This is a genomic window from Candidatus Fukatsuia endosymbiont of Tuberolachnus salignus, assembly GCF_964030845.1.
In the GTDB taxonomy this organism is placed as follows: Bacteria; Pseudomonadota; Gammaproteobacteria; order Enterobacterales; family Enterobacteriaceae; genus Fukatsuia; species Fukatsuia symbiotica.
Genome location: NZ_OZ034983.1, coordinates 303,622 through 327,284, shown reverse-complemented (window position 1 = coordinate 327,284; position 23,663 = coordinate 303,622). Strand labels below are relative to the sequence as shown.

Genomic DNA, 23,663 nt, shown 5'->3' with positions numbered 1-23,663 from the left:
GGGTTAATCTACAGGCCACGTAGCGATATTTCACCACCAAGATAGATTTTTTCTACACCATTTTGCTCCAATAGTAATGCGCCTTGTGGATCAATACCTCTAGCGATACCCAGTATTTCCTGATCTCCAATGATCAATTTTACCGGGCGATCAAGATAATTATCCAGTTCAAACCAACGTGGAATAAAATCCGTTAATCCATTTTTTTCAAACTTAGCTATTTCACGTCGTAATACCGATAATAACTCTGCAGTTAATTGATTACGGTCAATAGTAATCCCCGCTTCCTGTAAATTAATCCAACCCTGATTGATTAAATCTGTGGATGATCCTCGCATTAAAAGATTAATACCCATGCCAATAATTAATTGAGCAGCATCGCCAGTTTTACCTGTCAATTCTACTAGGATCCCTGCCAATTTTTTATCATGTAAATAAAGATCATTTGGCCATTTTACCCGGATATCGTGCGCACCCAGCTTTTTTAATACTTCTGCCATCACTATACCGATAACCAGGCTTAGCCCGATAGCAGCGGAAGGACCTTGCTCCAAACGCCAATACATGGAGAGATAAAGATTAACGCCAAATGGTGATATCCACTGACGACCACGCCGCCCACGACCCGCACTTTGATATTCGGCAACACAGGCGTCACCGGGTTGGAGTTCATTCATGCGTTCTAACAAATATTGATTGGTTGAGTCCACTACAGATAGAACATTCACTCGTCCTGAAGGCATATAGCTAAGTATTATCTGTTCGTTAAGTAATTGTATCGGATAAGGTAGACAATAACCTTTTCCGCATAAGGTAAATACATCTAATCCCCACTCTCTAATAGTTTGAATATGCTTACAAATGGCGGCACGGCTCATTCCCATTATTTCACCTAATTGCTCACCGGAATGAAAAAAACCATCAGCCAATATATTAATTAATCTTAAAGGAACTCTGATATTTTTCACCCAACACACTCCACTGAATTTATTTCTCCATTCGCTGCAATGAAACGAACTTCTGGCTCCAGGTAAATTGCAAATTTCGCGACCACCTGTCTACGTACATAACGGGCTAAATCTAATATATCCTGGCTGACGGCATTATTGATATTAATTAGCACTAAAGCTTGTTGCTGATGCACTGCTGCGCCCCCTATACGATGGCCTTTTAAAGCACAACTGTCTATCAGCCACCCTGCCGCCAGTTTTATACAATGATCAGGCTGAATATAATAAGGGACCCTAGGGTATTTTTTCAGGATCTCCATTGCCTTTTTTCTACTGACTATTGGGTTTTTAAAAAAACTACCGGCATTACCTGTGACAGCTGGATCAGGGAGTTTGCGGCGACGTGTAGCACAGACCTGATTAAAAATTTCTTCAGCAGTAACGGTTAATGGATCCAACTGAGTTAAATCACCATGACTTAATGTTGGGATCCATGCCTTGGTTAATTTAATCCCTACCGCAATAATAGCAAAACCTTCTTTGTAACAATGTTTAAAAATACTATCGCGATAGCCAAATTGACAATCTTCGACCATCAAGCGCTGACTTACGCCATTATTCAGATCGAGCAGATCAACGTATTGACAGACATTTTGTAATTCAACCCCATAGGCGCCAATATTCTGGATCGGGGCAGCGCCAACACAGCCAGGGATCAGGGCCAGATTTTCTAGCCCCCTTATACAATGCTGTAATGTATAACAGACCAACTGATGCCAGTTTTCACCAGCACCGACATGCAAATACCAGGCGCCACTATCCTCAGTACAGCTAATACCTTTGATCCGATTCAGTAACAAGGTTCCCGAAAAATCTTCGACAAATAACACATTACTGCCTTCACCAAGCAATAAAACAGATTGATCTGCCATCCTTGCTTCGTGCCAGGCAGTGATTAATGTGCTGACTGAATTAATACCTATTACCCGAGTAGCATATACAGGTAAAGCAAAAGTATTGAGATGTTTTAGGGACTGCCCTTGATTCGACATGAAAATAAGTACTCGTTCTCGCTCACTGGCTGTCTAGTTTAACCGACCTAATACTGAGATGATATTTTGTTTAAGTGAAGTGGTGAAAAAAACAGGCAAAAAGATGTAGTTTACTCTTTGTATACAAAAAAGGGAGTAAATAAGCATGTTGAGCACGTTTTTGACGAATTATTTGACCAAAACACGGCGAGCACAAGAGATTTCGAACAGGTTCTCAGAGAGTGTGCTTAAATATATTCATATCAGATAACTACCGTATTTATCTGATAGATCAATAAACATTACCTATCACCCTATATTTCCCTGTTTCATATCCTGTGATTTTGCTAGAGTGGTGTTTTTTTTAATCCCGCATCCCCGAAGGCAATTAAAAAAACAAAGCATAAGGGGTGCACTCGGGCATATGAGGATGGGGCAAGTACTACTCCACACGGGATACACACCACGCAGTAGGTTTCGAAAGAGGTCTGGTCATTAGGAATAGCACATGGATATTATTTTTAAACTTTTACACGCGCTATGGCAGCAGGATTATGAAACGCTGGCGAATCCCTCTTTGGTTTGGGCTATCTATATCTTGTTGTTTATAATAATTTTTCTTGAAAATGGCCTACTCCCCGCCGCCTTTTTACCGGGCGACAGCCTGCTTATTCTTGTTGGTGTATTGGTAGCAAAGGATGCGATGAACTTCCCCATCACGGTGATTGTGCTAACGATGGCTGCCAGCCTAGGATGCTGGCTAAGCTATATTCAGGGTCGGTGGTTGGGCAATACCAAAATTGTGCAAGGATGGCTTGCTCATCTTCCTGCTCATTATCATGAACGCTCCCACCAATTGTTCTACCGTCATGGTTTGTCTGCTCTCTTGTTGGGACGTTTTTTAGCTTTTATCCGTACCCTGTTACCGACGATTGCTGGTATCGCTGGTTTGAGTAATACGCGTTTTCAGTTCTTTAATTGGGTTAGCGGTTTGCTTTGGGTACTTATCCTCACTTCTTTAGGATTCGCATTAGGTAAAACGCCAGTTTTCGTTAAATATGAAGATCAAATGATGTTTTTTCTAATATTACTGCCTTTAGCATTACTGGTGATTGGCTTATTTGGCTCACTCTATTTTCTATGGCGCAAAAAACGCATCAATGCAAATCATGATAAAGGGAACAGCTTATGATCCGATTTAAGACTGATGTCCACCTTTCTAATTGGCAATATCTGGGGCTGATGGTATTAACCTTATTAGTCGTAGTAATATTTCTTATGCCCATTATGTTACCGACAAAGAATACCTTAAAAATCAGCTCTAATCAGCAAGGATTAATGCCACCGGATGGCTTTTCCGTATATCAATATCTTGATGCACAAGGCATCCAGTTTAAAAGTATCACCCCTGAAAATGACGCATTGGTAGTTAGCTTTGAATCCCCAGAGCATCAGAAAAAAGCAATGGCAGTACTCAATACTCTCTTGCCACAAGGCTATGACATCGTATTAAGCGAAGCCAGGACCCCTTTTAATTGGCTACCCAACTCAATAAGCAGTTAATAAAAAAATATTAAAGTAAATTTGGGGGATTATAATATTTAACGCTATGCTTAGCTTTGAGCGGTAGTACTATTAATCTTCGACGTTGTTTGCTGTATAGCATGAAGTAAAAGTTTGCCGCTATTGTGTCTTTTTAGATCAGGACAACTTAATTATGTCGCTACGTCATTATTTTCTACTGGCCCTGCCGACTGTTATTTTTTGTGGCTTCAGCCAAGCTAACGAGTGCCAAGACCGAATGCACGAGATACAACGACAAATCGACTACGCCAGAGGGCATAACAATACCGAGCGCGTCACAGGTCTGAAAACAGCGCAACAAGAGATAAAAGCCAACTGTAATGAAAAAAATTTGCAAAGCGAGAAGCAGCAAAAAATAGTTAAACAACAGCGAAAATTAATGGAAAGCCAACAACAGTTAGCTGCTGCCAAAGAAAGCGGTGATCGTGAAAAAATCATGAAAAAGCAACGTAAATTAGATGAAGCCAAAGCCGAATTGCAAGCAATACAAGCAAAATAATTTCACCATAGGTCATCGAAAAACTATTTGTATCAGCGAGCGCAAGAGATTTCAGACAGGTTCTAACTGGATCAAACGTTCTTCAGCACCTATATCAAGAGGTTATTTATATGGAACAACATGCTACTTTTGGAAATTTACGCAATGAACTTGACTCACTCTCAGACGCCGTAGAAGAGGTGCTCGATTCTTCAACCGACAAACCCAAAGCGGAGTTGGAGAAGCTACGCGCCAAAGCAGAAAATGCGCTGAAAGATATACGGGAACATTTATCTGAAACCAGCGATAAAATCACTGCTCATGGTAAAAAAATTACCGCGCAGGCGGATACTTATGTCCATGATAACCCATGGGCGGGTGTCGGTATCGGTGCTGCGATAGGTGTGGTATTGGGCGTTTTGTTATCGCGACGTTAATTATGACTAAGCAACCTAATGCCAAAGGGCCTGCGGGTGGGATCCTCGGTATTATTAGTCGTGTTGCAACCATTGTTGTTGGCATGGTAGAAACACGTTTACGCCTGGTGGCTATTGAATTGGAAGAGAGCAAAGCAACGCTTGTCCAACTGTTTATTATCGCCAGCATTGCCCTGCTATTCGCCATTTTTGGGTTAGCCGGTCTGCTGGTGTTGATAATCTGGTCGATTGATCCTACTTATCGCTTAATAGCCCTCGCCATCACTACTGCAATATTGCTGATACTAGCTTTGGTAGGCATCATCTGGGCATTAGTCAAGGTGCGTAGAACCTCGATACTGGGAGCGACCCGTAAACAACTGGCCATCGATTGCCATTTATTGGGAAGAAGTAAATGAACCGCCAGCAACGGGAGCAAGAGAAAAATAAATTGCTGTATGTGATTGAACAGCAACGCCAGGATCTCGCTGACCATAATGCTCGTTGGCGACAGGTAGTGACTTCTTACGATCGTGGCTGGCTCAAAGTGGTCGGTATGCGTAAATATTTGCTGATAGGATCAAGCTTGCTAGTGTTGTATGCTGTGCGTCATCCCCGATTTATATTCCGCTGGTCTAAACGCACTATAGGCACTTGGGGAGCCATCCGGTTATTACGGCGTAACCTTTTTTTACGCTGAGTTTGTTCTGCCACTTTGTGACTTTAATAGACTTCTTGCGAGACCTACTACGTACCAAAAATTCTGCGTTACGTGGTGCTCACAATCCTCATACACTCGCGTACCATGCGGTTACTGCGCGCAAGCCGCCTTGACTTTACATAACGAACTACGGTTTTGCAAGAAGCCTATGAAAAAAGCGCCGAATAGCTAAAGCTGTTCGGCGCTTTGGTGTTAGGGGAGTCAACCGGTAAGCCGGGTCCTGTCGTGGACAGTCATTCATCTAGGCCAGCAATCGCTCACTGGCTCAAGCAGCCTACCCGGGTTCAGTACGAGCCGCACCATGTGAACCCCTATTTGGCCTTGCTCCGGGTGGAGTTTACCTTGCCACAAGCTGTTGCCAGCTGCGCGGTGCGCTCTTACCGCACCCTTTCACCCTTACCTGATCTCGCTTACGCGAGCCATCGGCGGTCTACTCTCTGCTGCACTTGTCGTGGGCTTAAGCCCCCCAGGAATTACCTGGCACCCCGCTCTGTGGAGCCCGGACTTTCCTCCCCTCTACCACTTCTCTCCGGAGAGGATTGAGGTAAAGCGGCGACTGTCTAGTCAACTCCTCAGGCGATTATAACGAAGTCACAACAAAATGTCATCAGAGCCTATTCCAAATCTTCTTGAGCGACACCATAACGATACAAAGCATTTTTTTTCACACTGTGGATTTTAGCAGTCAACGCTGCCGCTTTTTTTAACGGCAATTCTTGTCGCAACAGCGCCAAAGTACGCAATGCCTCCACAGGCAATGCGTCATTAAGTGGAACTTTATATCCCTCAACAATCAATACCATTTCACCACGGCCACGATATTCATCTTCTTGCACCCAAGCTAAAAGTTCTTCCACTGGCGCGCCATAAATCGACTCATAAGTTTTCGTCAATTCTCGCGCAAGTATTACATAACGCACTGAGCCAAATATGTTAACCATATCTGCTAAACTTTCCTTGAGCCGATGGGTTGATTCGAGAAAAATTAAAGTTCGTGGTTCTTTAATAAGCGACCGTAGCCTATCTTCACGTGCTTTTTTTGTAGCAGGCAGAAAACCTTCATAACAAAAGCGATCCGAAGCGACACCCGCCGCAGAAAGCGCAGTGATAGCAGCACAAGCCCCTGGCAGAGGCACCACCCTGATGCCCGCTTCACGACAGCACCGTACCAAATGATAACCAGGATCATTGATCAGAGGTGTCCCTGCATCGGAAACTAGGGCTATACTTTGGCCTGCTTGCAATTTTTTCAATAGTTGATCCGTTGCCTGCTTTTTTTCATTATGGTCATGAAATGCAAACATACTGGTCTTAATAGCAAAATGTTGTAACAGTAGACCGGTATGACGTGTATCTTCTGCTGCGATCACACTAACCTGTTGTAATACTTCCAGCGCCCGATAGGTAATATCGCCTAAATTACCGATTGGTGTTGGCACCACGTAAAGTGTAGAGGCAAAAATGACTGTTTGATTTGCTGAATTCATTAGACCTCTTGTAGAACCGTAGGTTATGGTATGAAATTAATGTTAGGCCTCTTGCATAACCTGCTGTGTGGTATGGATACGGTTTTGCAAGCAGTCTATTAATCACTTAAATAAAACATCATTGGATACAGTTATGCTTTCCTCAATATGTGTTCGTACCTTTGTGGATACTCAAATAGCGCTTTTTATGGCTGTGGTCCTTGCCGTTTTTATTCTGAGTGGGTGTGCGGATGATGACCCACAAATGCCACCTCCATCAAATATACTTCACAACACCAGTACTCATTCTGATAATAGATTACCACCCGTGCAGCACAGCCAGAATGATAACAACTCTGACGAACGATTACTTACCATTCGCGGCTACCTGTTTCAAGAACCATTACTGGAAGATGAACAGGATCATCAAGATAATATCGATAACACCTTGCAGACGTTGACGCAATTGACTCCCCAGCAACTCAATGAGTTGGTTATCAACACTGATGAAAACGTGCTACAAGCCTGGCTGGATTTAGTCAAGCTCTACCATGATAGCAAGCAAAATCAAAATTTACTGAGAGTGGAAATGAGAAAGTGGCAAACACGTCATCCACTCCATCCCGCAGTTAAAAACTTACCGACACCGTTAAAGCAGAAGATTAACTTTATTCCTGTATCAACGGATAAAATTGCGTTGTTATTACCACTCAGCGGCTCCGCCAAAGTATTTGGTGAGGCTATTCGCCAAGGATTTCTCGATGCCCACAGTGGTTTACCGGTGGTTACTATGCCAATGCCGACCGTTATGGCTGCTAATGATGATGTTAACCCAGATCAAGTTGATCACTTGTTGGATCCCGTAGAGTCGGTTGCCAATACCACGACTACCTTTAACCCACAGGTAAAAGTTTATGACACTGAGAGTCAACCTGTCGCAAAAATATTGGCGCTTGCACAACAAGAGGGAGCGACACTGGTGGTGGGCCCCTTATTGAAACCAGAAGTGGCACAGCTGGCAACCATCGCAACAACACTGAATATTCTGGCACTTAACCATTCTGAAGAAAGTAAAACCAGCACAAATATCTGTTATTTTTCCTTGTCTCCTAAAGATGAAGCACGTAATGCGGCTCATCATCTATGGCAGAAAAAAAAACAAACGCCATTACTGATTACCCCGCAGGGAACCTTTGGCGATGCAATTGCTTATGCCTTTACCCAGGAATGGCATAAACTTGGCGGTCAAACTGTGCTACAACAACGCTTTGCTTCAATGAGCAAACTGAAACAGGCGATCAACCGAGGTCAAGGTATACGCCTAAGTGGTCAGCCGGTCTCTCCCCTACCTGGCTCACCCCCCGTTACGGCAGCCATGAGCAATCATGTGGATGCGGTTTATATTGTGGCAACACCCGGTGAAATGACGCTTATTAAACCAATGATCGAAATGACAACCGATTCGCCGACTAAACCTGAGCTGTTTACCAGCTCACGCAGTAATCAGACAAATAGTAGCCGGAAAAATAATAATCAGTATAGTATTAGCGCAGATTATTATTTGGAAATGGAAGGCATTCAGTTCAGTGAGATCCCACTGATAGCGGGGTCGAATCCCGCACTCATGAAACAGGCTGCGGATAAATATAATAATGACTATTCTCTGATACGCTTGTACGCTATGGGGATAGATGCTTGGGCGTTAGCTAACTATTTTGCTGAAATGCGCCAGATAGCCGGCTTCCATCTTTCAGGCACCACAGGTGATTTAAACGTCACAACAGATTGTGTTATCAGCCGTAAATTGCCGTGGTTACAGTATCGTCAAGGCAAGCTGATCCCTGCGATATAACGGTTTATTATTTAATAGACTTCTTGCAAAACCGTAGTTCGTTATGTGAAGTCAAGGCACATGGAGCACAGCAACCGCAGCGTATAGAGTAAATGAACATTTTGAGTGCGTTTTTGACGAATTATTTGACCAAAACACGGCGAGCACAAGAGATTTCGAACAGGTTCTAAGAAGTCTAATGAACCACGCCAACCCATTGGCTTTCACAGCAGCTTTAATCTAAAGCGAGAAAATTATGGATAAACGTGTTAGCCAACGGGATATTGGCAACAGTTACGAAATGCTAGCCCGCCGCTATCTCGAGCAAGCGGGTCTAGTGTTTGAAGCTGCCAATATCACTCTAGGTGGCGGAGAGATTGATATTATTATGCGTGATAGAAAAACCTGGATATTCGTTGAAGTACGCTTCCGTCGTAATAATGCTTTTGGTGGTGCAGCCGCTAGCGTCACCTGGGCCAAACAACAACGATTATGCCGTGCTGCAGCATTGTGGCTGGCAAAGCGCAGTGCCAGTTTTGATACTGTGCCCTGTCGCTTTGATGTTATCGCTATCACTGGGAACCAATTAGAATGGCTACCTAATGCGTTCAACGCGGATCGGTAGGAGACTTCCTGAAGTCTGTGCGAAATCTATTGGGTTGCTCGTGACGATTTCAAACAGGCTCTTAGCAATTAGTTTTACGAGAGGGTGAAACCAACGTGTTGGATAGAATCAAAGTCTGTTTTACCGAAAGTATTCAAACCCAGATTGCAGCGGCAGAGGCCTTGCCTGATGCTATATCCCGTGCGGCAGAAACACTCGTCCAGTCACTGCTTAACGGCAACAAAATTCTCTGTTGTGGCAATGGTACCTCTGCGGCAAATGCACAGCATTTTGCGGCCAAAATGATAAATCGCTTTGAAACCGATAGACCCAGTTTGCCTGCTTTCGCCTTGAATGCTGATAATACCGTGCTCACTTCCATCAGCAATGACAATTTACATGAAGCAATTTATGCCAAACAAGTGAGTGCTTTTGGGCAAGCAGGTGATGTTTTGTTGGTGCTTTCCGCACGTTGCAAAAGCCGTAGTATTATCAAAGCAGTTGAAAAAGCAGTCACTCGAGATATGAATATTATTGCCCTTACTGGTTGCGACGGTGGTGAATTAGCCGGTCTGCTAGGCCAAAAAGATGTAGAAATTCGTGCTCCCTCTCATCGTAGTGCCCGGATACAAGAAATACATATGTTAACAATGAATTGTTTGTGTGATTTGATTGATGGGAAGCTATTTTCTCAAGAAGACAAAAGGAGTACGAATGAAAATTGATGCTATTTTTACTGCGCTGTTGTGCACTCTGCTGCTACAAGGTTGTATCAGTGCCGTGGTCATTGGCAGTGCTGCCGTTGCCACAAAATCCGTCACTGATCCTCGAACCATAGGTACACAAGTTGATGACGGTACTTTGGAGATACGTATCGCTAACGCATTAAGCAAAGATCAACAATTAAAGAAAGATGCACGAGTGATTGCTACTGCTTACCAGGGTAAAATTCTACTCACCGGTCAAGCGCCTAAGACCTCGTTATCTGATCGTGCCAAACAGATCGCCGGTAACATAGAGGGAGCTAACGAGGTATATAATGAAATTCGCCAGGGAATACCGGTAGATTTAGCAACAGCATCGTCAGATACCTGGATCACCGCCAAAATACGTTCTCAGCTCTTAACCAGTAATTTGGTCAAATCATCGAATGTAAAAGTTACTACCGAGAACGGTGAAGTATTTCTACTGGGTTTGGTTACTCAACAAGAAGGACAGTCGGCAGCGAAAATAGCCAGTAAGGTCAGTGGAGTTAAACATGTCACTACCGCGTTTACTACTGTTAAATAAGCCCCTCTAATCCAGATTTTTGTATTATCAAGCATTTAGATTTTTTAAGTAAAAAAGCAACCTGTATCACATATTTTAATAATTTTTGTAACAAGGATCCTGACGTTTGCTATGTTTAATTATACATGTGTCCGTGAGGACGGTTGGGCCCACAATAATCATGACGAAAATGATACGTGGGTTAAGTGTTTCCCTGGTGTTGGCGCAATATTGGCGCACCCCGGCTGCGGTCGGGGCTATTTTTTTCAGCGTCAACAAGCCATTCGCGTAAAATTTGCACGTCGTTGCGCCATTCTAGTTTTAATTCATCGATCCAGTCTTGAACATTATCCCACCACGCAGGCAACGACGGCGTCTGTATCTGTTGTGCTAACTGCTGTAAATGACGCAAACCAACCGAACCGGCAGCACCTTTGATTTTGTGTGCCTGCTGCGCGATACCATTTTGGTCACGCGCCGTCATATTTGAATCCAGTACAGCTAAATAATCCGGCATCATTTTCTCAAATAGCAGTAGACTCTGATGAATCAATTGAGATCCCACCAATTCCAGATATTGTTCTAATATTTCAATATCAAGTAACGACTTACAGATTTGCATCGATTTATATTCCTGTTTTTCTGTGTCAGAATAGGGTTGATGATAGCAAAGTTGCTTAATCATTCGTGTCAGCGCCGTAACGGACAACGGTTTACTCAACACGTCATCCATCCCTGCATCCAGATATTCTTTTCTATCTTTTAATACATTGGCGGTTAACGCTACCAATGGCGGCAGCGGATGTTGCTTATAGTCCGATCTGATTTTGCGGGCGATATCCAAACCGCTCATATCAGGAAGCTGGATATCTAATAACACTAAATCGAAATTATTCGGATTAAACATCGCCAATGCATCCTGTCCATTCATTGCCACTTCAACGCTATAGCCTAATTTTTCCAGCACAGAACGGGCAACGACGACATTAAGTTCGATATCTTCAACCAACAAAACGTGCAGCGCCGATAATGGCAGATTATCGCACACCTGAGTAACCGTTTCTGCTGTTGTGGCCTTGATCGACAAAGTAAAACAGGACCCCAATCCAGGCGTGCTTTTGACTGTAATATCACCACCCATACTCTCTGCCAGACGTTTAGACACCGCCAGACCAATGCCGGTACCCGTAGCTGGGCTTCTGCCATGACAGTCTTTCACCTGATAGTACATGGCAAAAATTTTGTCCTGTTCATCCTCAGCAATACCCACACCAGAATCTTCAACGGCAAATATTAGCTGATTGTTGGCCTCATAACATACCCGCAAGACAATCCGCCCTTGCTCGGTAAACTTTACCGCATTGCTAATGAGATTCCACAATATCTGACGTAGACGCGTACCATCAGTGATGATTTTCTTCGGTAAAGGCACTTGTGGTTCCATGACAAATTGCAAATTTTTAGGCTGTACTAACAAGCCAGACAAATTCTCTAAATCCATCATAAAGCTGATAAAATCAATGGATTTATTATCCAGGCGTACTTTACGTTGCTCGAGTTTATCCATCTCGATAATATCGTTAAAGATATTTCCCAACGTGATGGCACTAACATGAATAGTTTTAAGATACTTGAGTTGTTCGGCATTTAATTCGGTATCAAGCAAAATACGGCTTAACCCGACAATGCCATTAAGTGGTGTACGCAATTCATGGCTGATAGTCGAAATAAAGGTAGTTTTATCCCTACTGGCATTTTCCAGTGCGTCTTGATAGCGTTTACGTTCGGTAATATCGCGACCAAAGCCCATTAACCCACGTCGCTTACCCACCTGGTCATAGAATGGTACCTTACGCAATTCAAAACAGGCCTTACGCCCATCAGGGTAAGTGAGCCACAGCTCATAAGTTAAAGAAAGATTATGCTGCAATACTTTCTCATCTGTTGCTAATACTTTTGCTGCAATATCCGACGGATACACATCCTTTGGTGTCAAACCAACCAATTGTCTCTCACTTTTACCGAGTAGTAGCTCTATGGCTCGATTACAACCGGAGAATTTATGATTTTCATCACGGTAATAGACTAAATCTGGCGAAGCATTAAGAAACGAACGCAGCAAAGAAGATTGTTGACTTAACTCAATCTGTGCCTGTTTACGCTGCTCCATTTCCTCTTTCAGCTTGGCGACGACTCGCGTGCGCGCTTTTTCGGCTTTCTCGCGTTCGACAATTTCCTGGTTAAGTTGAGCAATATTTTGAGTGAGTTGTCGATTCAGCTCCATATCTCGGTAACGCATCACGGCTAATTTATCGACCAGACGGGAAAGACGTTGCCTTGCCTCTTCAAGCTGCTCAACCACTACGGATAAAAAATAGACCGCCCAAGGTGTGATCAACAAGCCAAAAAATATAGAGCGTACGATATCGACACTTTCCACGGAACCCCGTAATAGTAGAGTGACGGTCATCTGCACCAGTATCGCTAAAGTAACCAATGCCGATGCCAACAACAGCGAAAAACGCACTAGTCCCAATTTAACCATCAGATCAACGTAATGTTGAGCTAACCCTTTAATTTTGTTCATAACAACTCCTTGCAGAGTTGTTATGATAAATCATTTGATTGATGGATGAATTTTTTATTTTTACCACTGTATGAGTGATGGGATTAATCTAATTACTAAGGCCGGTAACGTGCTTTTGAATTTCATCGAGCATATATTTTTTAGTTTTCGCGTCTAGTGCATTTTCTGCACTTATAACTTTTAGGTATTTTTGGAGACCTCTATCTAATAAGTACCTTAATATTATTTTTGTCAATACCAACTGTAAGAGCCCCTCATTACTGAGTAAAAATCTCTTCCATTATCCTTTTTTTTCTTTTCTGTATTTCTTGTGTAATTTTTACTTTATTTTTTCGTCTAATAACGTACCACCATCTATAGATTCTTCCTACTTTATTAAAAAAACTTAATGGCTCAGAAAAATTTTCTATCAGATTTTACCTTTATGATTGGTGTTGAACAACGAGCTATACATAGAAACAGATCCAAGCATAAATTTCCTATTCATGCTGTAATTATAAATCAGGTTATATTTATCAACATTATAAGGTAATATGACAACAAAATACTCTCAAAAAAGTGTTTTTATAAGATAAAATCACATTAATTCATTAAGTTACATAAGATAAAATGAAAAAATTTATAACAATAAATGTTGCACAAGCTCACTTACGTTGGAAACAAGGTAGTGCATTGTTAATTGATATTCGGGATCAACATAGCTACCTGGTAAGTCACGCACCCGGTGCCCTTCATCTGGCTAATGACAAGGTGCAATCCTTTATACGACAAACTGATTTTACCAAGCCATTGATGGTAATGTGCTATCACGGCAACAATAGTCGAGATGCGGCGCAATATTTGCTCGAGCAAGGCTTTGCCGCAGTTTATAGCGTTGACGGGGGTTTTACTGCCTGGGCGAAACAGTATCCACGGGATGTTACCACTAAATAAAATAATAAAAAACAAGTAGATAAAATACTTTTGCTTATATAACAGACAACAAAACACGACTTTTCAGTCATTATTCATGAATACGTTACCTCATTTTGATCTGTCGTCTTGCACTGAGAAAACGTTCATTTCTGTCATTTCTGTCATTTCTGTCATTTCTGTCATTTCTGTCATTTCTGTCATTTCTGTCATTTCTGTCATTTCTGTCATTTATCATAAAATCATTCGCTTTTTCAACTTTCAATAAAAGTTATTCTGTGTTGGCACTCTTCAGTTCATCATCTCAATAAAACATACTAGCTAGATATCCGCAATTAGATAAATTTTTTGCAGCTTCAGCTGGATTCATTAGACCTCTTCGGAAACTCTGATTTATCTAATTTCCATGTTATAAATTGCTGCAATCAGATTAAATCGTAATCCAAAACGTTTTCGCCTGTTTCGATAACGATCTGATACGATTTTAAATCGTTTAATCATACCAATGACATTTTCGTTTAATACACGCTGGCTTGATAACTCACGATTGTTGCGTTTATCTTCTTTTGTTAAGGGATTTTTCTTTGTCTTTTTCTTAGGCAACGCCGAGTTTGAATGGATCTTGCCAAGCCCTTGGTAACCTGTATCTGTCACTGTTTTGATTTCAGGATGTATTCGCACGCCAGACTCTTTAAACAACCTAAAATCATGACGCCTCCCATGAGTAAAGCTTGTACAGATGACTGCTTTGCTTTTTTTATCGACGATCACTTGGGTTTTTAAGGTGGGTCGTTTCTTTTTTCCTGAGTAAAACTGCTTTTGTTTTTTTGGGGACGTTCAATCGGCGTTTCTGTGGCATCAATAAGAACGAGCTCATACTCCCTATCACTTTTTAATAAAGCTTTGCGTCCAGGGAGTGCAAAATCAGGATGCTTTATTAGCGTATTTTCTATCCATTTAATCGTTTCATAGCAGGTGCTCTCACTCACCCCATCGCTTCGGCTAACATGAAAATAAGTGCGATATTCGCGTAGATACTCAAGGGCCATTAATAAGCGATCTTCTAAACCCAGCTTGGGTTTCCGACCTCCTTTCCCTTGCTTACATTTATCTGCTTCATTCAATATCTTTATCATCTTTTCAAATGTACTGCGTTTAACTCCGGTTAAGCGCCGAAATTTTTCCTCTTCCAATACCTTTATTTGTTCATATTTCATGGGGGCTCCTTGTTCAGGAGATTTTTAACAACATTCCTACATGAATGCTATAGCAGGCGCCGTATCAGTTGATTATGAAAATTAGAAATAACATATTGATATTAATTAATATTTATTAACAAAAGTGATCACGTTACATGGCGCCTGCTATAGTTTCCGAAGAGGTCTATTAATAAAGATTCAACAGTCTGATGGAATTTAGGTTTGACATTTTTACGTATCCAATCTGGAAAGAAATCATGGTTTTTAGGATCCATCACTCCGGAATGTTCATAAGAACGGTTGCGCAGGCAGCTGGAAGAGATGACAAAGATAGGTCGGACCGAGATTCACTAAACCTGAATGATTTTCTGAGCTTAAAGCTCGTCCACTAAATGAGGCCTGAGTCGACGGATTTCATCGGGGCCCACAGTAGCGTATACTGCAACCAGGCCGAATATAAAGCTGCAACCGAACATTTTTCAGTCAAAACAGCCGAAAGCTTTGGCAAACGGTATGCCTTCATATAAAAGTCGTGAGTTCTGCCCAAAAAAAAGAGGGGGAATGGATACGCTGCTTCGAGCCATCCGTTAAACGTTGTGCATTTAAATAGGGGCTCAAATTTTTTGCAAAAATCATCCATTAAGCAATAAAGTTCGGTAATATCGTCCATAAGTGTCTTGCTATTTCGTAATTAAGCCTGCTTGCAAACATGATTATCTCAAAGCACGAGTCATTTATTCATTTTTTATCAAAAGGTTAATGGAACTGAACCTTAACTCCTTATATCGAACTCAGGTTTGAGTAGGTTATAGGTATCGGTTTGTGTTTAATTATTATCGTTTTTATGTTAATTTTTTGATTTACTGAATGTTTATAAATTCAGTGTCCGCATAACGCTGGGCAATTTGATGACACTGACTCAATAAGGCAGAAATAGCTTTGACAAGGTTTAAAGGATCCAAGAAACGCATATTCGTAATTATTATTTTGATGATTGCAGGTTTTATTGCTATCAGCTATTTTACGACACCGACGCCGGTTCAATATCACACCTTGAAAGTCGTTCAAAAAGATCTACAACAGAACGTGCTAGCAACCGGTAAACTTGACGCGGTGCGTAAGGTGGATGTTGGCGCTCAAGTTAGCGGTCAATTACAACATCTATATGTAAAAATCGGCGATAAAGTGCAACAAGGCCAGCTATTGGCGCTAATCGATCCCAAACAAGCGCAAAACCAAATCAAAGAGGTTGAGGCTACTCTACAAGATTTGAATGCTCAGTTGTTATTGTCACGAGCCGAGCAACAGCTTGCTAAAATGACCCTGGATCGTCAGCGTAAGCTGGTTCAGTCACAGGCCACCCCAGAACAAGAGTTAGATAAAGCCAGTACCGAACTAGCAGTAAGCGTAGCCAAAGTAGCCACCATCAAAGCAAAAATTAATAAAACTACAACCAGTCTGGACACCGCAAAACTTAATCTTGATTACACCAAAATTTCGGCACCTATGAGTGGTGAAGTCGTGCAGATCACCACTTTGGAAGGCCAAACAGTCATCGCCTCGCAACAAGTGCCCACCATTCTCACACTGGCGGATATGAACACCATGCTCGTTAATGCGCAGGTTTCTGAGGCTGACGTTATCCATTTGAAGCCTGGCTTAAAAGCCTCATTTACCATGTTAGGTGATCGGAGCAAACGTTTTAATGGTGTTTTAAAAGATATTTTGCCGACACCAGAAAAAGTCAACGACGCGATTTTCTATATAGCCCGTTTTGAAGTCCGTAATCCCAATGCAGTATTGCGTCTGCAAATGACTGCACAAATCTCGATCCAATTGATAGATATAAAGCAAGCGACAGTAATACCTCTAGCTGCTTTGGGTGAATCCTTAGGGGACGATTACTATCAGGTCGCAGTACTAGTAAACAATAAAGAAGAAAAGCGCAAGGTTCGCATCGGTATCCGTAATGACGTGGATGTGCAAATCATCGAAGGGCTAAAAGTCAATGAGGACATTATTCTCAGCCGTAGTGGTCAGGAGGAAGAATAATGACGGCCTTACTTGAACTCAAATCTATTCGTCGGCGCTACCAGTCCGGCGAACCCTGTATTGATGAACAAGGTCTCGATGTACTACAGGATGTTTCGTTAGAAATTCATGCCGGCGAGATGGTCGCGATCATGGGTGCTTCTGGCTCTGGTAAATCAACGCTGATGAATATTCTCGGTTGTTTAGATCAACCGACAGCAGGCACCTATCTGGTTGCCGGCCAGGATGTGGCAACACTGGATAACGATGGGCTAGCCCTGTTGCGGCGTGAACATTTTGGTTTTATCTTTCAGCGTTATCATTTATTGTCACATCTCAATGCCACCCATAATGTTGAAATACCCGCGGTTTATGCGGGACTAGCTAAGAACAAAAGGCGAGAACGCGCCATTGAATTGTTGACACGTCTCGGGCTAGAAGAAAGAATCAATTATCAACCGAATCAGCTATCAGGGGGACAGCAACAGCGCGTCAGTATCGCTCGGGCGTTGATGAACGGTGGACAAGTGATCCTCGCTGATGAACCCACCGGGGCATTGGATAGTCATTCCAATGCAGAGGTCATGGCTATTCTAAAACAGCTGCAACAGCAAGGCCATACCGTGATTATCGTCACCCATGATCCCAATATTGCGGCTCAAGCTGAACGTATTGTTGAAATCAAAGACGGTAGAATTATCGCTGATTCCGGTTATTGGTCGTCGCCAAAGAACAGGATATCAACAAACCCCAAAGTGAATATCCCTTCGTGGCAACAAGTGATCGGGCGGTTTCGTGAAGCGCTACTTATGGCCTGGCGCGCCATGATGTCCAGTAAAATGCGCACCGCCCTGACGATGTTAGGGATCATCATTGGTATCGCCTCGGTGGTGTCTATTTTGGTGATTGGTGATGCCGCTAAACAAAAAGTTCTGGCGGATATTCGCGCTATAGGCACCAATACTATCTATATTTACCCAGGGCGTGATTATAGTGATGATGATCCCAATAATCAGCGCGTGCTGGTTTATAATGATGTAACCGCACTCAATGCTCAATCCTACGTTAGTGCAATATCGCCGGTTATTTCCGGAAGTATGCGTCTGCGAGCGGGTAATCTTGATAGAGCGGGCAACGTTTTCGGCGTCAGTAACCAATATTTTCATGTTTTTGACATGGCGATGGCACAAGGGGTGCCCTTCAGCCAAGATCAGGTAGACCAGCAAAATCAGGTCGTGGTGATTGATAACAACACGCGACGTCTCTTATTCCCACATCTGAAAGAAGTGATCGGACAGGTTATTTTGATCGGTAATATGCCTGCAACCGTAGTCGCGGTGGTAGAAAAAAAACCATCGATGTTTGGCAATGGCAAGACTTTGCAGGTATGGCTGCCCTATAGCACGATGGCGAATCGGTTAATAGGCAAATATTATTTTGATTCTATTACGGTACGCCTAAAAGAAGGGTACAACAGCAAAGAAACCGAGCAAAAATTAATCAGGTTGTTAACACTGCGTCACGGCAAAAAAGATATCTATACCTATAATATGGATACTTATCTACAAGCTGCTGAAAAAACCACGCGGACAATGCAGCTTTTTCTCACCTTGGTGGCGGTGATTTCTTTGGTCGTTGGAGGCATAGGGGTAATGAACATCATGCTAGTCTCTGTGACAGAACGTACTCGTGAAATTGGCATCCGTATGGCAGTCGGCGCGCGGTCGGGTGATGTGATGCAACAATTTTTGATTGAAGCAGTATTGGTGTGTCTGGTCGGCGGCGCTCTGGGGCTGACACTGTCCTTTACCATTGGCTTAACAGTTTCAGCCTTGTTACCAAACTGGCAAGTGGCTTTTCCACTTATGACAATGGTCAGTGCCTTCTTATGCTCTACTATTATTGGTGTTGTTTTTGGTTATCTACCCGCACGCAATGCGGCGCGTCTTAACCCTATTGACGCTTTAGCACGGGAGTAAAATCATTTGTATCACGACAACGAGCAAAGCAAGGCAACCCTATACAACAACAACGAGGGACTAGATAATTCGGGACTGGATGTCGAATATTTAGTTAATGAGCAGCAAATCGATCAGCTTAGACCACCCTCTATGTATAAAGTGATACTTAACAATGATGATTATACTCCAATGGAATTTGTAATTGACGTGCTGCAAAAATTCTTTTCTCATGACATCGGACTAGCAACACATTTGATGTTAAGTATTCATCATCAGGGTAAGGCAATTTGTGGTGTGTTCACCGCAGAAATCGCAGAAACTAAAGTCGTACATGTAAATCAATACGCCAGGAAGAACGAACATCCATTGCTTTGTACGCTGGAAAAAGCCTGATTAAGGCAATTTATTGGGGAGGTGCCTATGCTCAATCAAGAACTTGAACTCAGTCTCAATATGGCTTTCGCCAAAGCGCGGCAGCATAGACATGAGTTTATGACCGTGGAGCACCTATTGCTAGCGTTACTGAACAATCCGGCTGCAAGAAGAGCACTAGAGGAATGTACAGTTAATCTGGTTGCATTACGGCAAGAACTGGAAACTTTTATTGAACAAACGACACCGACATTATCTAAAAATGACAAAAAGCGTGATACTCAGCCAACACTCAGTTTTCAACGTGTTTTACAGCGTGCGGTATTCCACGTGCAATCATCCGGCAGTAGTGAAGTATCCGGTGCCAACGTATTGGTTGCTATCTTTAGCGAACAGGAATCCCAGGCAGCTTATCTGCTGCGTAAACATGATGTCAGTCGTTTAGATGTTGTTAATTTTATTTCCCACGGATCGCGGAAAAATGAACCCGATCCCCTACCCAATGTGGAAAATTCGTCGAGCGAAGAACAGACGGGAGCGGAAGAGGTGATAGAACATTTCACTACCAATCTTAACCAACTGGCGAATGTCGGTGGTATTGATCCTCTGATTGGTAGAGATAATGAATTAGAACGTGCCATTCAGGTGTTGTGCCGTCGGCGAAAAAACAACCCCTTGTTCGTCGGTGAATCGGGTGTCGGGAAAACAGCTATTGCTGAAGGATTGGCCTGGCGTATCGAGCAAAAAGAAGTGCCCGATGTAATAGAAAAGTGCAAACTTTATTCTCTGGATATCGGTTCATTATTGGCTGGAACCAAATACCGCGGCGATTTTGAGAAACGTTTTAAAACTTTATTGAAACAGTTGGAGCAAGATAAAGACAGCATTTTATTTATCGACGAAATTCATACGATTATCGGTGCTGGAGCGGCATCAGGTGGGCAGATCGATGCCGCTAATTTGATAAAACCGCTGCTTTCCAGTGGTAGGATCCGAGTTATGGGTTCGACCACTTATCAGGAATTCAGTAATATTTTTGAGAAAGACCGCGCTCTAGCCCGTCGCTTCCAGAAAATTGATATCGCTGAACCCACAACAGAAGAAACGATACAGATCCTTAATGGATTGAAATCGAAATATGAGGCATATCATAATGTCCGTTATAGCGCTAAAGCCATTCATTCGGCGGTAACGCTGTCAGTCAAATATATTAATGATCGTCATTTACCGGACAAAGCTATTGATGTACTTGATGAGGCTGGTGCCCGTACCCGATTAATGCCAACGAACAAACGCAAAAAAACCGTCAATGTTGCTGATATTGAAGCTGTGGTCGCTCGTATAGCGCGGATACCAGAGAAAACCATCTCAGAGCGTGATAAAGATGTGTTACAACATTTATATGATCGTTTAAATATGTTGGTATTTGGTCAAGATAAAGCGGTTGCAACATTGACCGAAGCTATCAAAATGAGCCGTGCTGGGTTAGGTCATGAAAAAAAACCGGTGGGTTCCTTCTTATTTGCAGGCCCAACCGGCGTAGGGAAAACCGAAGTCACCGTGCAATTGGCGAAAGCGTTGGATATTGAATTACTGCGCTTTGATATGTCGGAGTACATGGAACGTCATACTGTTAGCCGATTGATTGGCGCACCACCAGGTTATGTCGGCTATGATCAAGGAGGATTACTGACCGATGCGGTAATGAAACATCCACACGCAGTCTTGCTGCTGGATGAAATCGAAAAGGCGCATCCTGATCTTTTTAATCTCCTACTTCAGGTAATGGATAATGGCATCTTGACGGATAACAATGGTCGCAAGGCCGATTTCCGTAATATCATCCTGATCATGACCACCAACGCCGGTGTACGGGAAACAGAACGTACCTCTATCGGTTTCAGGCAACAAGACAACAGCAGCGATGCGATGGAAGAAGTCAAAAAAATATTTACACCGGAGTTTCGTAACCGTCTCGATAACATTATTTGGTTCAATCATTTGTCACCGATGGTGGTACAACAAATCGTTGACAAATTTATTGTCGAATTACAAGTTCAGCTCGACGCAAAAGGCGTGTCGCTTGAAATCAGTGATGAAGCACGTCACTGGCTGACAGAAAGGGGCTATGACAAAGCGATGGGGGCACGACCAATGGAAAGAGCCATTCAGGAAAATCTGAAAAAACCGCTAGCTAACGAGTTGTTGTTCGGCTCGCTGCTTTACGGTGGATCAGTCATCGTTGGCTTGGAGAAAAATAAAAAGCAACTTGCCTATCAGTTTCACGCGGCGCAAAAACGAAAAACAGTAGGAGCGGTTCATTAATATTTATTGATTAACATTGCACATCATCCCGTCGAGCGAGTTTTTTTGCTCTGTGTTGTAGCCGCCGCTGGCTGAAAAAAGCGCTCAACAACTGTGAACAGGCTTCAGTTAACACCCCGGTACTGATTTCTACCTGATGATTCATGCCGGGATGACGCAAAATGTCCACCAACGAGCCCACTGCCCCAGTTTTTTCATCACTGGCTCCATATACTAGACGGCGGATACGGCTATGGACCATGGCACCGGCGCACATCACACAGGGTTCCAAAGTCACATATAAGGTGGTGTCAGGTAAACGGTAATTTTGTTGTTTTTTTCCTCCCTGACGCAACGCCATAATTTCTGCATGGGCGGTGGGATCGTGATGAGTAATAGGTCGGTTCCAGCCTTCGCCAATCACGTGATTATCCAAAACCAAAATCGCGCCCACCGGCACTTCACCTTCTGCCTGCGCGCGCTGTGCTAATTGTAATGCCTGAGCCATCCAATATTCATCATTATATTCAGCAAACATATTCTTCTCTAAACGACAATATCCTAAGAGCTTGTTCGATTAAACACATCCTTCAATAATAACGGTAGCACAGGCATAGTGTTGCTCATCCGACAACGAAACATGCAACGATGTCATACCAAGCTCTGCCGCCAATTCTGCAGCTCGTTGATGCAGTCGCAAAACCGGTTTACCCAGTTTGTCGTTGAACACTTCAAATTGATTAAACCTCAGACCATTGCGCATCCCCGTCCCCAAAGCCTTCACCGCCGCTTCTTTGACGGCAAAACGTTTTGCCAGAAAACGAACCGCCTGTTGATGTTGCAAATAACGCTGTAATTCCGAGGGATGAAGGATACGTTGTGCGAGTTTATTGTCAGAACGCGTGACGATGATTTTAATACGCGCTATGGCGACAATGTCAACACCTAAACCTAAGATCGCCATTGAGCACGCGCTTCCTTCATTAATTCTTTCATCTTGCTCACCGCAGACGCTAAACCCATCATCGCTGCCTCGCCTATAATAGCATGACCAATATTTAGCTCGTGAATATCATCTAACACAGCAATAGATTTGACATTATGGTAAGTAATGCCATGACCCGCATTAACCTTTAACCCTTTACTGGCAGCGTAAACTACTGCGCTGGCGATACGCCCTAATTCTTTCTGACGATCAAGGTCATTGGACGCATTGGCGTAAACACCCGTGTGGATCTCAATATAGGGTGCGCCAACAACACTGGCAGCGTCAATCTGTTGCTCATCGGCATCGATAAACAATGAAACCAAGATCCCAGCCGCAGACAAGATGTCAACCGCTGGGGCAATTTTATCCAATTGACCAGTAACATCCAGTCCACCTTCAGTAGTCACTTCCTCACGCTTTTCCGGAACGAGGCAACAAAAATGCGGTTTCAATTCTCTCGCGATGGCAACCATCTCATCGGTTACTGCCATTTCTAAATTCATCCGTGTCTGGATGGTTTCACGCAAAAGACGCACATCACGATCAGTAATATGGCGACGGTCTTCACGTAAATGCACGGTAATACCATCTGCTCCGGCCTGTTCAGCAATAAAAGCGGCATGGACAGGATCAGGATAGCAAGTCCCACGTGCATTTCGTAATGTCGCGATATGATCGATATTAACACCCAATAGCAGATCAGCCATAATGCCCCTCTAAGAACCTGTTCGAAATCTCTTGTCTCGTTTGATATTTCGTCAAAAACGTACTCAAAATGCTCATTTACTCCCTTTTGTTCTATACAAAGAGTAAACTGCGCCTTTTCGCCCATTTTTCCCTCGTCTGTCGTCTGAGCACAGCGAAAAAGATTTGGAACAGGCTTTAAAAAAATTAATTCGCGTACTTCATGCCTGTTTTCTGTTGCTCTACCCGCCGTTTGCCATCATGAACATTTTGCT

Annotated in this window: 23 protein-coding genes, 1 other RNA gene and 1 pseudogene; 15 read left to right on the top strand and 10 right to left on the bottom strand. The window is 43.0% G+C overall.

Annotated elements, in window-relative coordinates:
* Positions 1-8: 8 nt before the first annotated feature.
* Together birA and murB are read right to left on the bottom strand one after the other, a co-directional pair.
* Positions 9-968: a bifunctional biotin--[acetyl-CoA-carboxylase] ligase/biotin operon repressor BirA gene (gene birA / locus AAHH42_RS01620; protein ID WP_342221553.1), complete on the bottom strand. Its 960-nt coding sequence runs from the start codon at positions 966-968 to the stop codon at positions 9-11.
* Complete coding sequence (gene murB, locus AAHH42_RS01615) at positions 965-2,002, bottom strand: UDP-N-acetylmuramate dehydrogenase (protein WP_072550002.1); 1,038 nt, start codon at positions 2,000-2,002, stop codon at positions 965-967. The genes birA and murB overlap by 4 nt, the downstream gene beginning before the upstream one ends.
* Positions 2,003-2,489: 487 nt before the next feature.
* Between murB and AAHH42_RS01610 the strand changes: the two genes are divergently transcribed.
* From AAHH42_RS01610 to AAHH42_RS01585, 6 genes are all read left to right on the top strand, one after another.
* Positions 2,490-3,173, top strand: coding sequence for a DedA family protein (locus AAHH42_RS01610; protein WP_072550001.1), 684 nt, complete (start codon positions 2,490-2,492; stop codon positions 3,171-3,173).
* Positions 3,170-3,544, top strand: coding sequence for an EnvZ/OmpR regulon moderator MzrA (mzrA, locus tag AAHH42_RS01605; RefSeq protein ID WP_072550000.1), 375 nt, complete (start codon positions 3,170-3,172; stop codon positions 3,542-3,544). The genes AAHH42_RS01610 and mzrA overlap by 4 nt, the downstream gene beginning before the upstream one ends.
* A gap of 238 nt (positions 3,545-3,782) precedes the next feature.
* Positions 3,783-4,064 (top strand): DUF1090 family protein, encoded by a 282-nt coding sequence (locus AAHH42_RS01600; RefSeq protein ID WP_342221552.1) that lies wholly within the window; start codon positions 3,783-3,785, stop codon positions 4,062-4,064.
* Between the two features lie 110 nt (positions 4,065-4,174).
* Positions 4,175-4,480: a DUF883 family protein gene (locus AAHH42_RS01595; RefSeq protein WP_072549998.1), complete on the top strand. Its 306-nt coding sequence runs from the start codon at positions 4,175-4,177 to the stop codon at positions 4,478-4,480.
* Positions 4,481-4,482: 2 nt separating this feature from the next.
* Positions 4,483-4,878: a phage holin family protein gene (locus tag AAHH42_RS01590; RefSeq protein ID WP_072549997.1), complete on the top strand. Its 396-nt coding sequence runs from the start codon at positions 4,483-4,485 to the stop codon at positions 4,876-4,878.
* A complete protein-coding gene (locus AAHH42_RS01585) occupies positions 4,875-5,159 on the top strand; it encodes a YqjK-like family protein (protein WP_072549996.1) in 285 nt (94 codons plus the stop codon). The genes AAHH42_RS01590 and AAHH42_RS01585 overlap by 4 nt, the downstream gene beginning before the upstream one ends.
* A 214-nt stretch (positions 5,160-5,373) precedes the next feature.
* Here AAHH42_RS01585 and rnpB read toward each other — a convergent pair.
* An RNA gene (gene rnpB, locus AAHH42_RS01580) (RNase P RNA component class A) lies at positions 5,374-5,752 on the bottom strand.
* A 42-nt stretch (positions 5,753-5,794) separates the two neighbouring features.
* Positions 5,795-6,667 (bottom strand): 16S rRNA (cytidine(1402)-2'-O)-methyltransferase, encoded by an 873-nt coding sequence (gene rsmI / locus AAHH42_RS01575; protein ID WP_072549995.1) that lies wholly within the window; start codon positions 6,665-6,667, stop codon positions 5,795-5,797.
* Positions 6,668-6,800: 133 nt separating this feature from the next.
* On the opposite strand from rsmI, the gene AAHH42_RS01570 reads away from it, so the two are divergent.
* The 4 genes from AAHH42_RS01570 (at position 6,801) to dolP (ending at position 10,371) form a co-directional block, all read left to right on the top strand.
* A complete protein-coding gene (locus AAHH42_RS01570; protein ID WP_342221551.1) occupies positions 6,801-8,498 on the top strand; it encodes a penicillin-binding protein activator in 1,698 nt (565 codons plus the stop codon).
* Positions 8,499-8,733: 235 nt separating this feature from the next.
* The gene (locus tag AAHH42_RS01565) at positions 8,734-9,102 is read left to right on the top strand and encodes a YraN family protein (protein ID WP_072549993.1); all 369 of its coding nucleotides are present in this window, start codon (positions 8,734-8,736) and stop codon (positions 9,100-9,102) included.
* 95 nt (positions 9,103-9,197) lie between these two features.
* Entirely contained in the window at positions 9,198-9,806 is a 609-nt protein-coding gene (gene diaA / locus AAHH42_RS01560; RefSeq protein WP_072549992.1) for a DnaA initiator-associating protein DiaA, read from the top strand.
* Entirely contained in the window at positions 9,796-10,371 is a 576-nt protein-coding gene (gene dolP / locus AAHH42_RS01555; RefSeq protein WP_342221550.1) for a division/outer membrane stress-associated lipid-binding lipoprotein, read from the top strand. The genes diaA and dolP overlap by 11 nt, the downstream gene beginning before the upstream one ends.
* A 181-nt stretch (positions 10,372-10,552) precedes the next feature.
* Here the strand turns inward: dolP and arcB are convergent, their stop codons facing one another.
* On the bottom strand, positions 10,553-12,937 hold the full coding sequence (gene arcB, locus AAHH42_RS01550) for an aerobic respiration two-component sensor histidine kinase ArcB (protein WP_072549990.1): 2,385 nt from the start codon (positions 12,935-12,937) through the stop codon (positions 10,553-10,555).
* A 609-nt stretch (positions 12,938-13,546) separates the two neighbouring features.
* Between arcB and glpE the strand changes: the two genes are divergently transcribed.
* Positions 13,547-13,870, top strand: coding sequence for a thiosulfate sulfurtransferase GlpE (gene glpE / locus AAHH42_RS01545; RefSeq protein ID WP_342221549.1), 324 nt, complete (start codon positions 13,547-13,549; stop codon positions 13,868-13,870).
* 372 nt (positions 13,871-14,242) lie between these two features.
* Here the strand turns inward: glpE and AAHH42_RS01540 are convergent.
* Both AAHH42_RS01540 and AAHH42_RS14700 read right to left on the bottom strand, forming a co-directional pair.
* Positions 14,243-15,066 (bottom strand): IS5 family transposase gene (locus AAHH42_RS01540; RefSeq protein ID WP_240313793.1). Its coding sequence is split into 2 segments (ribosomal slippage): positions 14,243-14,679 and positions 14,679-15,066, totalling 825 coding nucleotides; the frame shifts between segments, so codons are not numbered across the junction.
* Between the two features lie 504 nt (positions 15,067-15,570).
* Positions 15,571-15,718: pseudogene (locus tag AAHH42_RS14700) on the bottom strand (IS982 family transposase); the annotation flags it as partial.
* Between the two features lie 320 nt (positions 15,719-16,038).
* On the opposite strand from AAHH42_RS14700, the gene macA reads away from it, so the two are divergent.
* From macA to clpA, 4 genes are all read left to right on the top strand, one after another.
* Positions 16,039-17,100, top strand: coding sequence for a macrolide transporter subunit MacA (gene macA, locus AAHH42_RS01535; protein WP_425286342.1), 1,062 nt, complete (start codon positions 16,039-16,041; stop codon positions 17,098-17,100).
* Positions 17,100-19,058, top strand: coding sequence for a macrolide ABC transporter ATP-binding protein/permease MacB (macB, locus tag AAHH42_RS01530; protein ID WP_342221548.1), 1,959 nt, complete (start codon positions 17,100-17,102; stop codon positions 19,056-19,058). Before macA ends, macB begins: the two co-directional genes overlap by 1 nt.
* A gap of 75 nt (positions 19,059-19,133) precedes the next feature.
* The gene (gene clpS, locus AAHH42_RS01525; RefSeq protein WP_119797762.1) at positions 19,134-19,433 is read left to right on the top strand and encodes an ATP-dependent Clp protease adapter ClpS; all 300 of its coding nucleotides are present in this window, start codon (positions 19,134-19,136) and stop codon (positions 19,431-19,433) included.
* A 27-nt stretch (positions 19,434-19,460) separates the two neighbouring features.
* Positions 19,461-21,737, top strand: a complete 2,277-nt coding sequence (gene clpA, locus AAHH42_RS01520; RefSeq protein WP_072551078.1) for an ATP-dependent Clp protease ATP-binding subunit ClpA — start codon at positions 19,461-19,463, stop codon at positions 21,735-21,737.
* Between the two features lie 10 nt (positions 21,738-21,747).
* On the opposite strand, the gene tadA is transcribed toward clpA, so the two are convergent.
* From tadA to pdxJ, 3 genes are read right to left on the bottom strand one after another with little or no spacing between them, the layout of a single operon-like run.
* Entirely contained in the window at positions 21,748-22,254 is a 507-nt protein-coding gene (tadA, locus tag AAHH42_RS01515) for a tRNA adenosine(34) deaminase TadA (RefSeq protein WP_072551077.1), read from the bottom strand.
* A gap of 39 nt (positions 22,255-22,293) precedes the next feature.
* Positions 22,294-22,680, bottom strand: coding sequence for a holo-ACP synthase (gene acpS / locus AAHH42_RS01510; RefSeq protein WP_072551076.1), 387 nt, complete (start codon positions 22,678-22,680; stop codon positions 22,294-22,296).
* Positions 22,668-23,411, bottom strand: coding sequence for a pyridoxine 5'-phosphate synthase (pdxJ, locus tag AAHH42_RS01505; protein ID WP_072551075.1), 744 nt, complete (start codon positions 23,409-23,411; stop codon positions 22,668-22,670). Before pdxJ ends, acpS begins: the two co-directional genes overlap by 13 nt.
* Positions 23,412-23,663 lie beyond the last annotated feature (252 nt).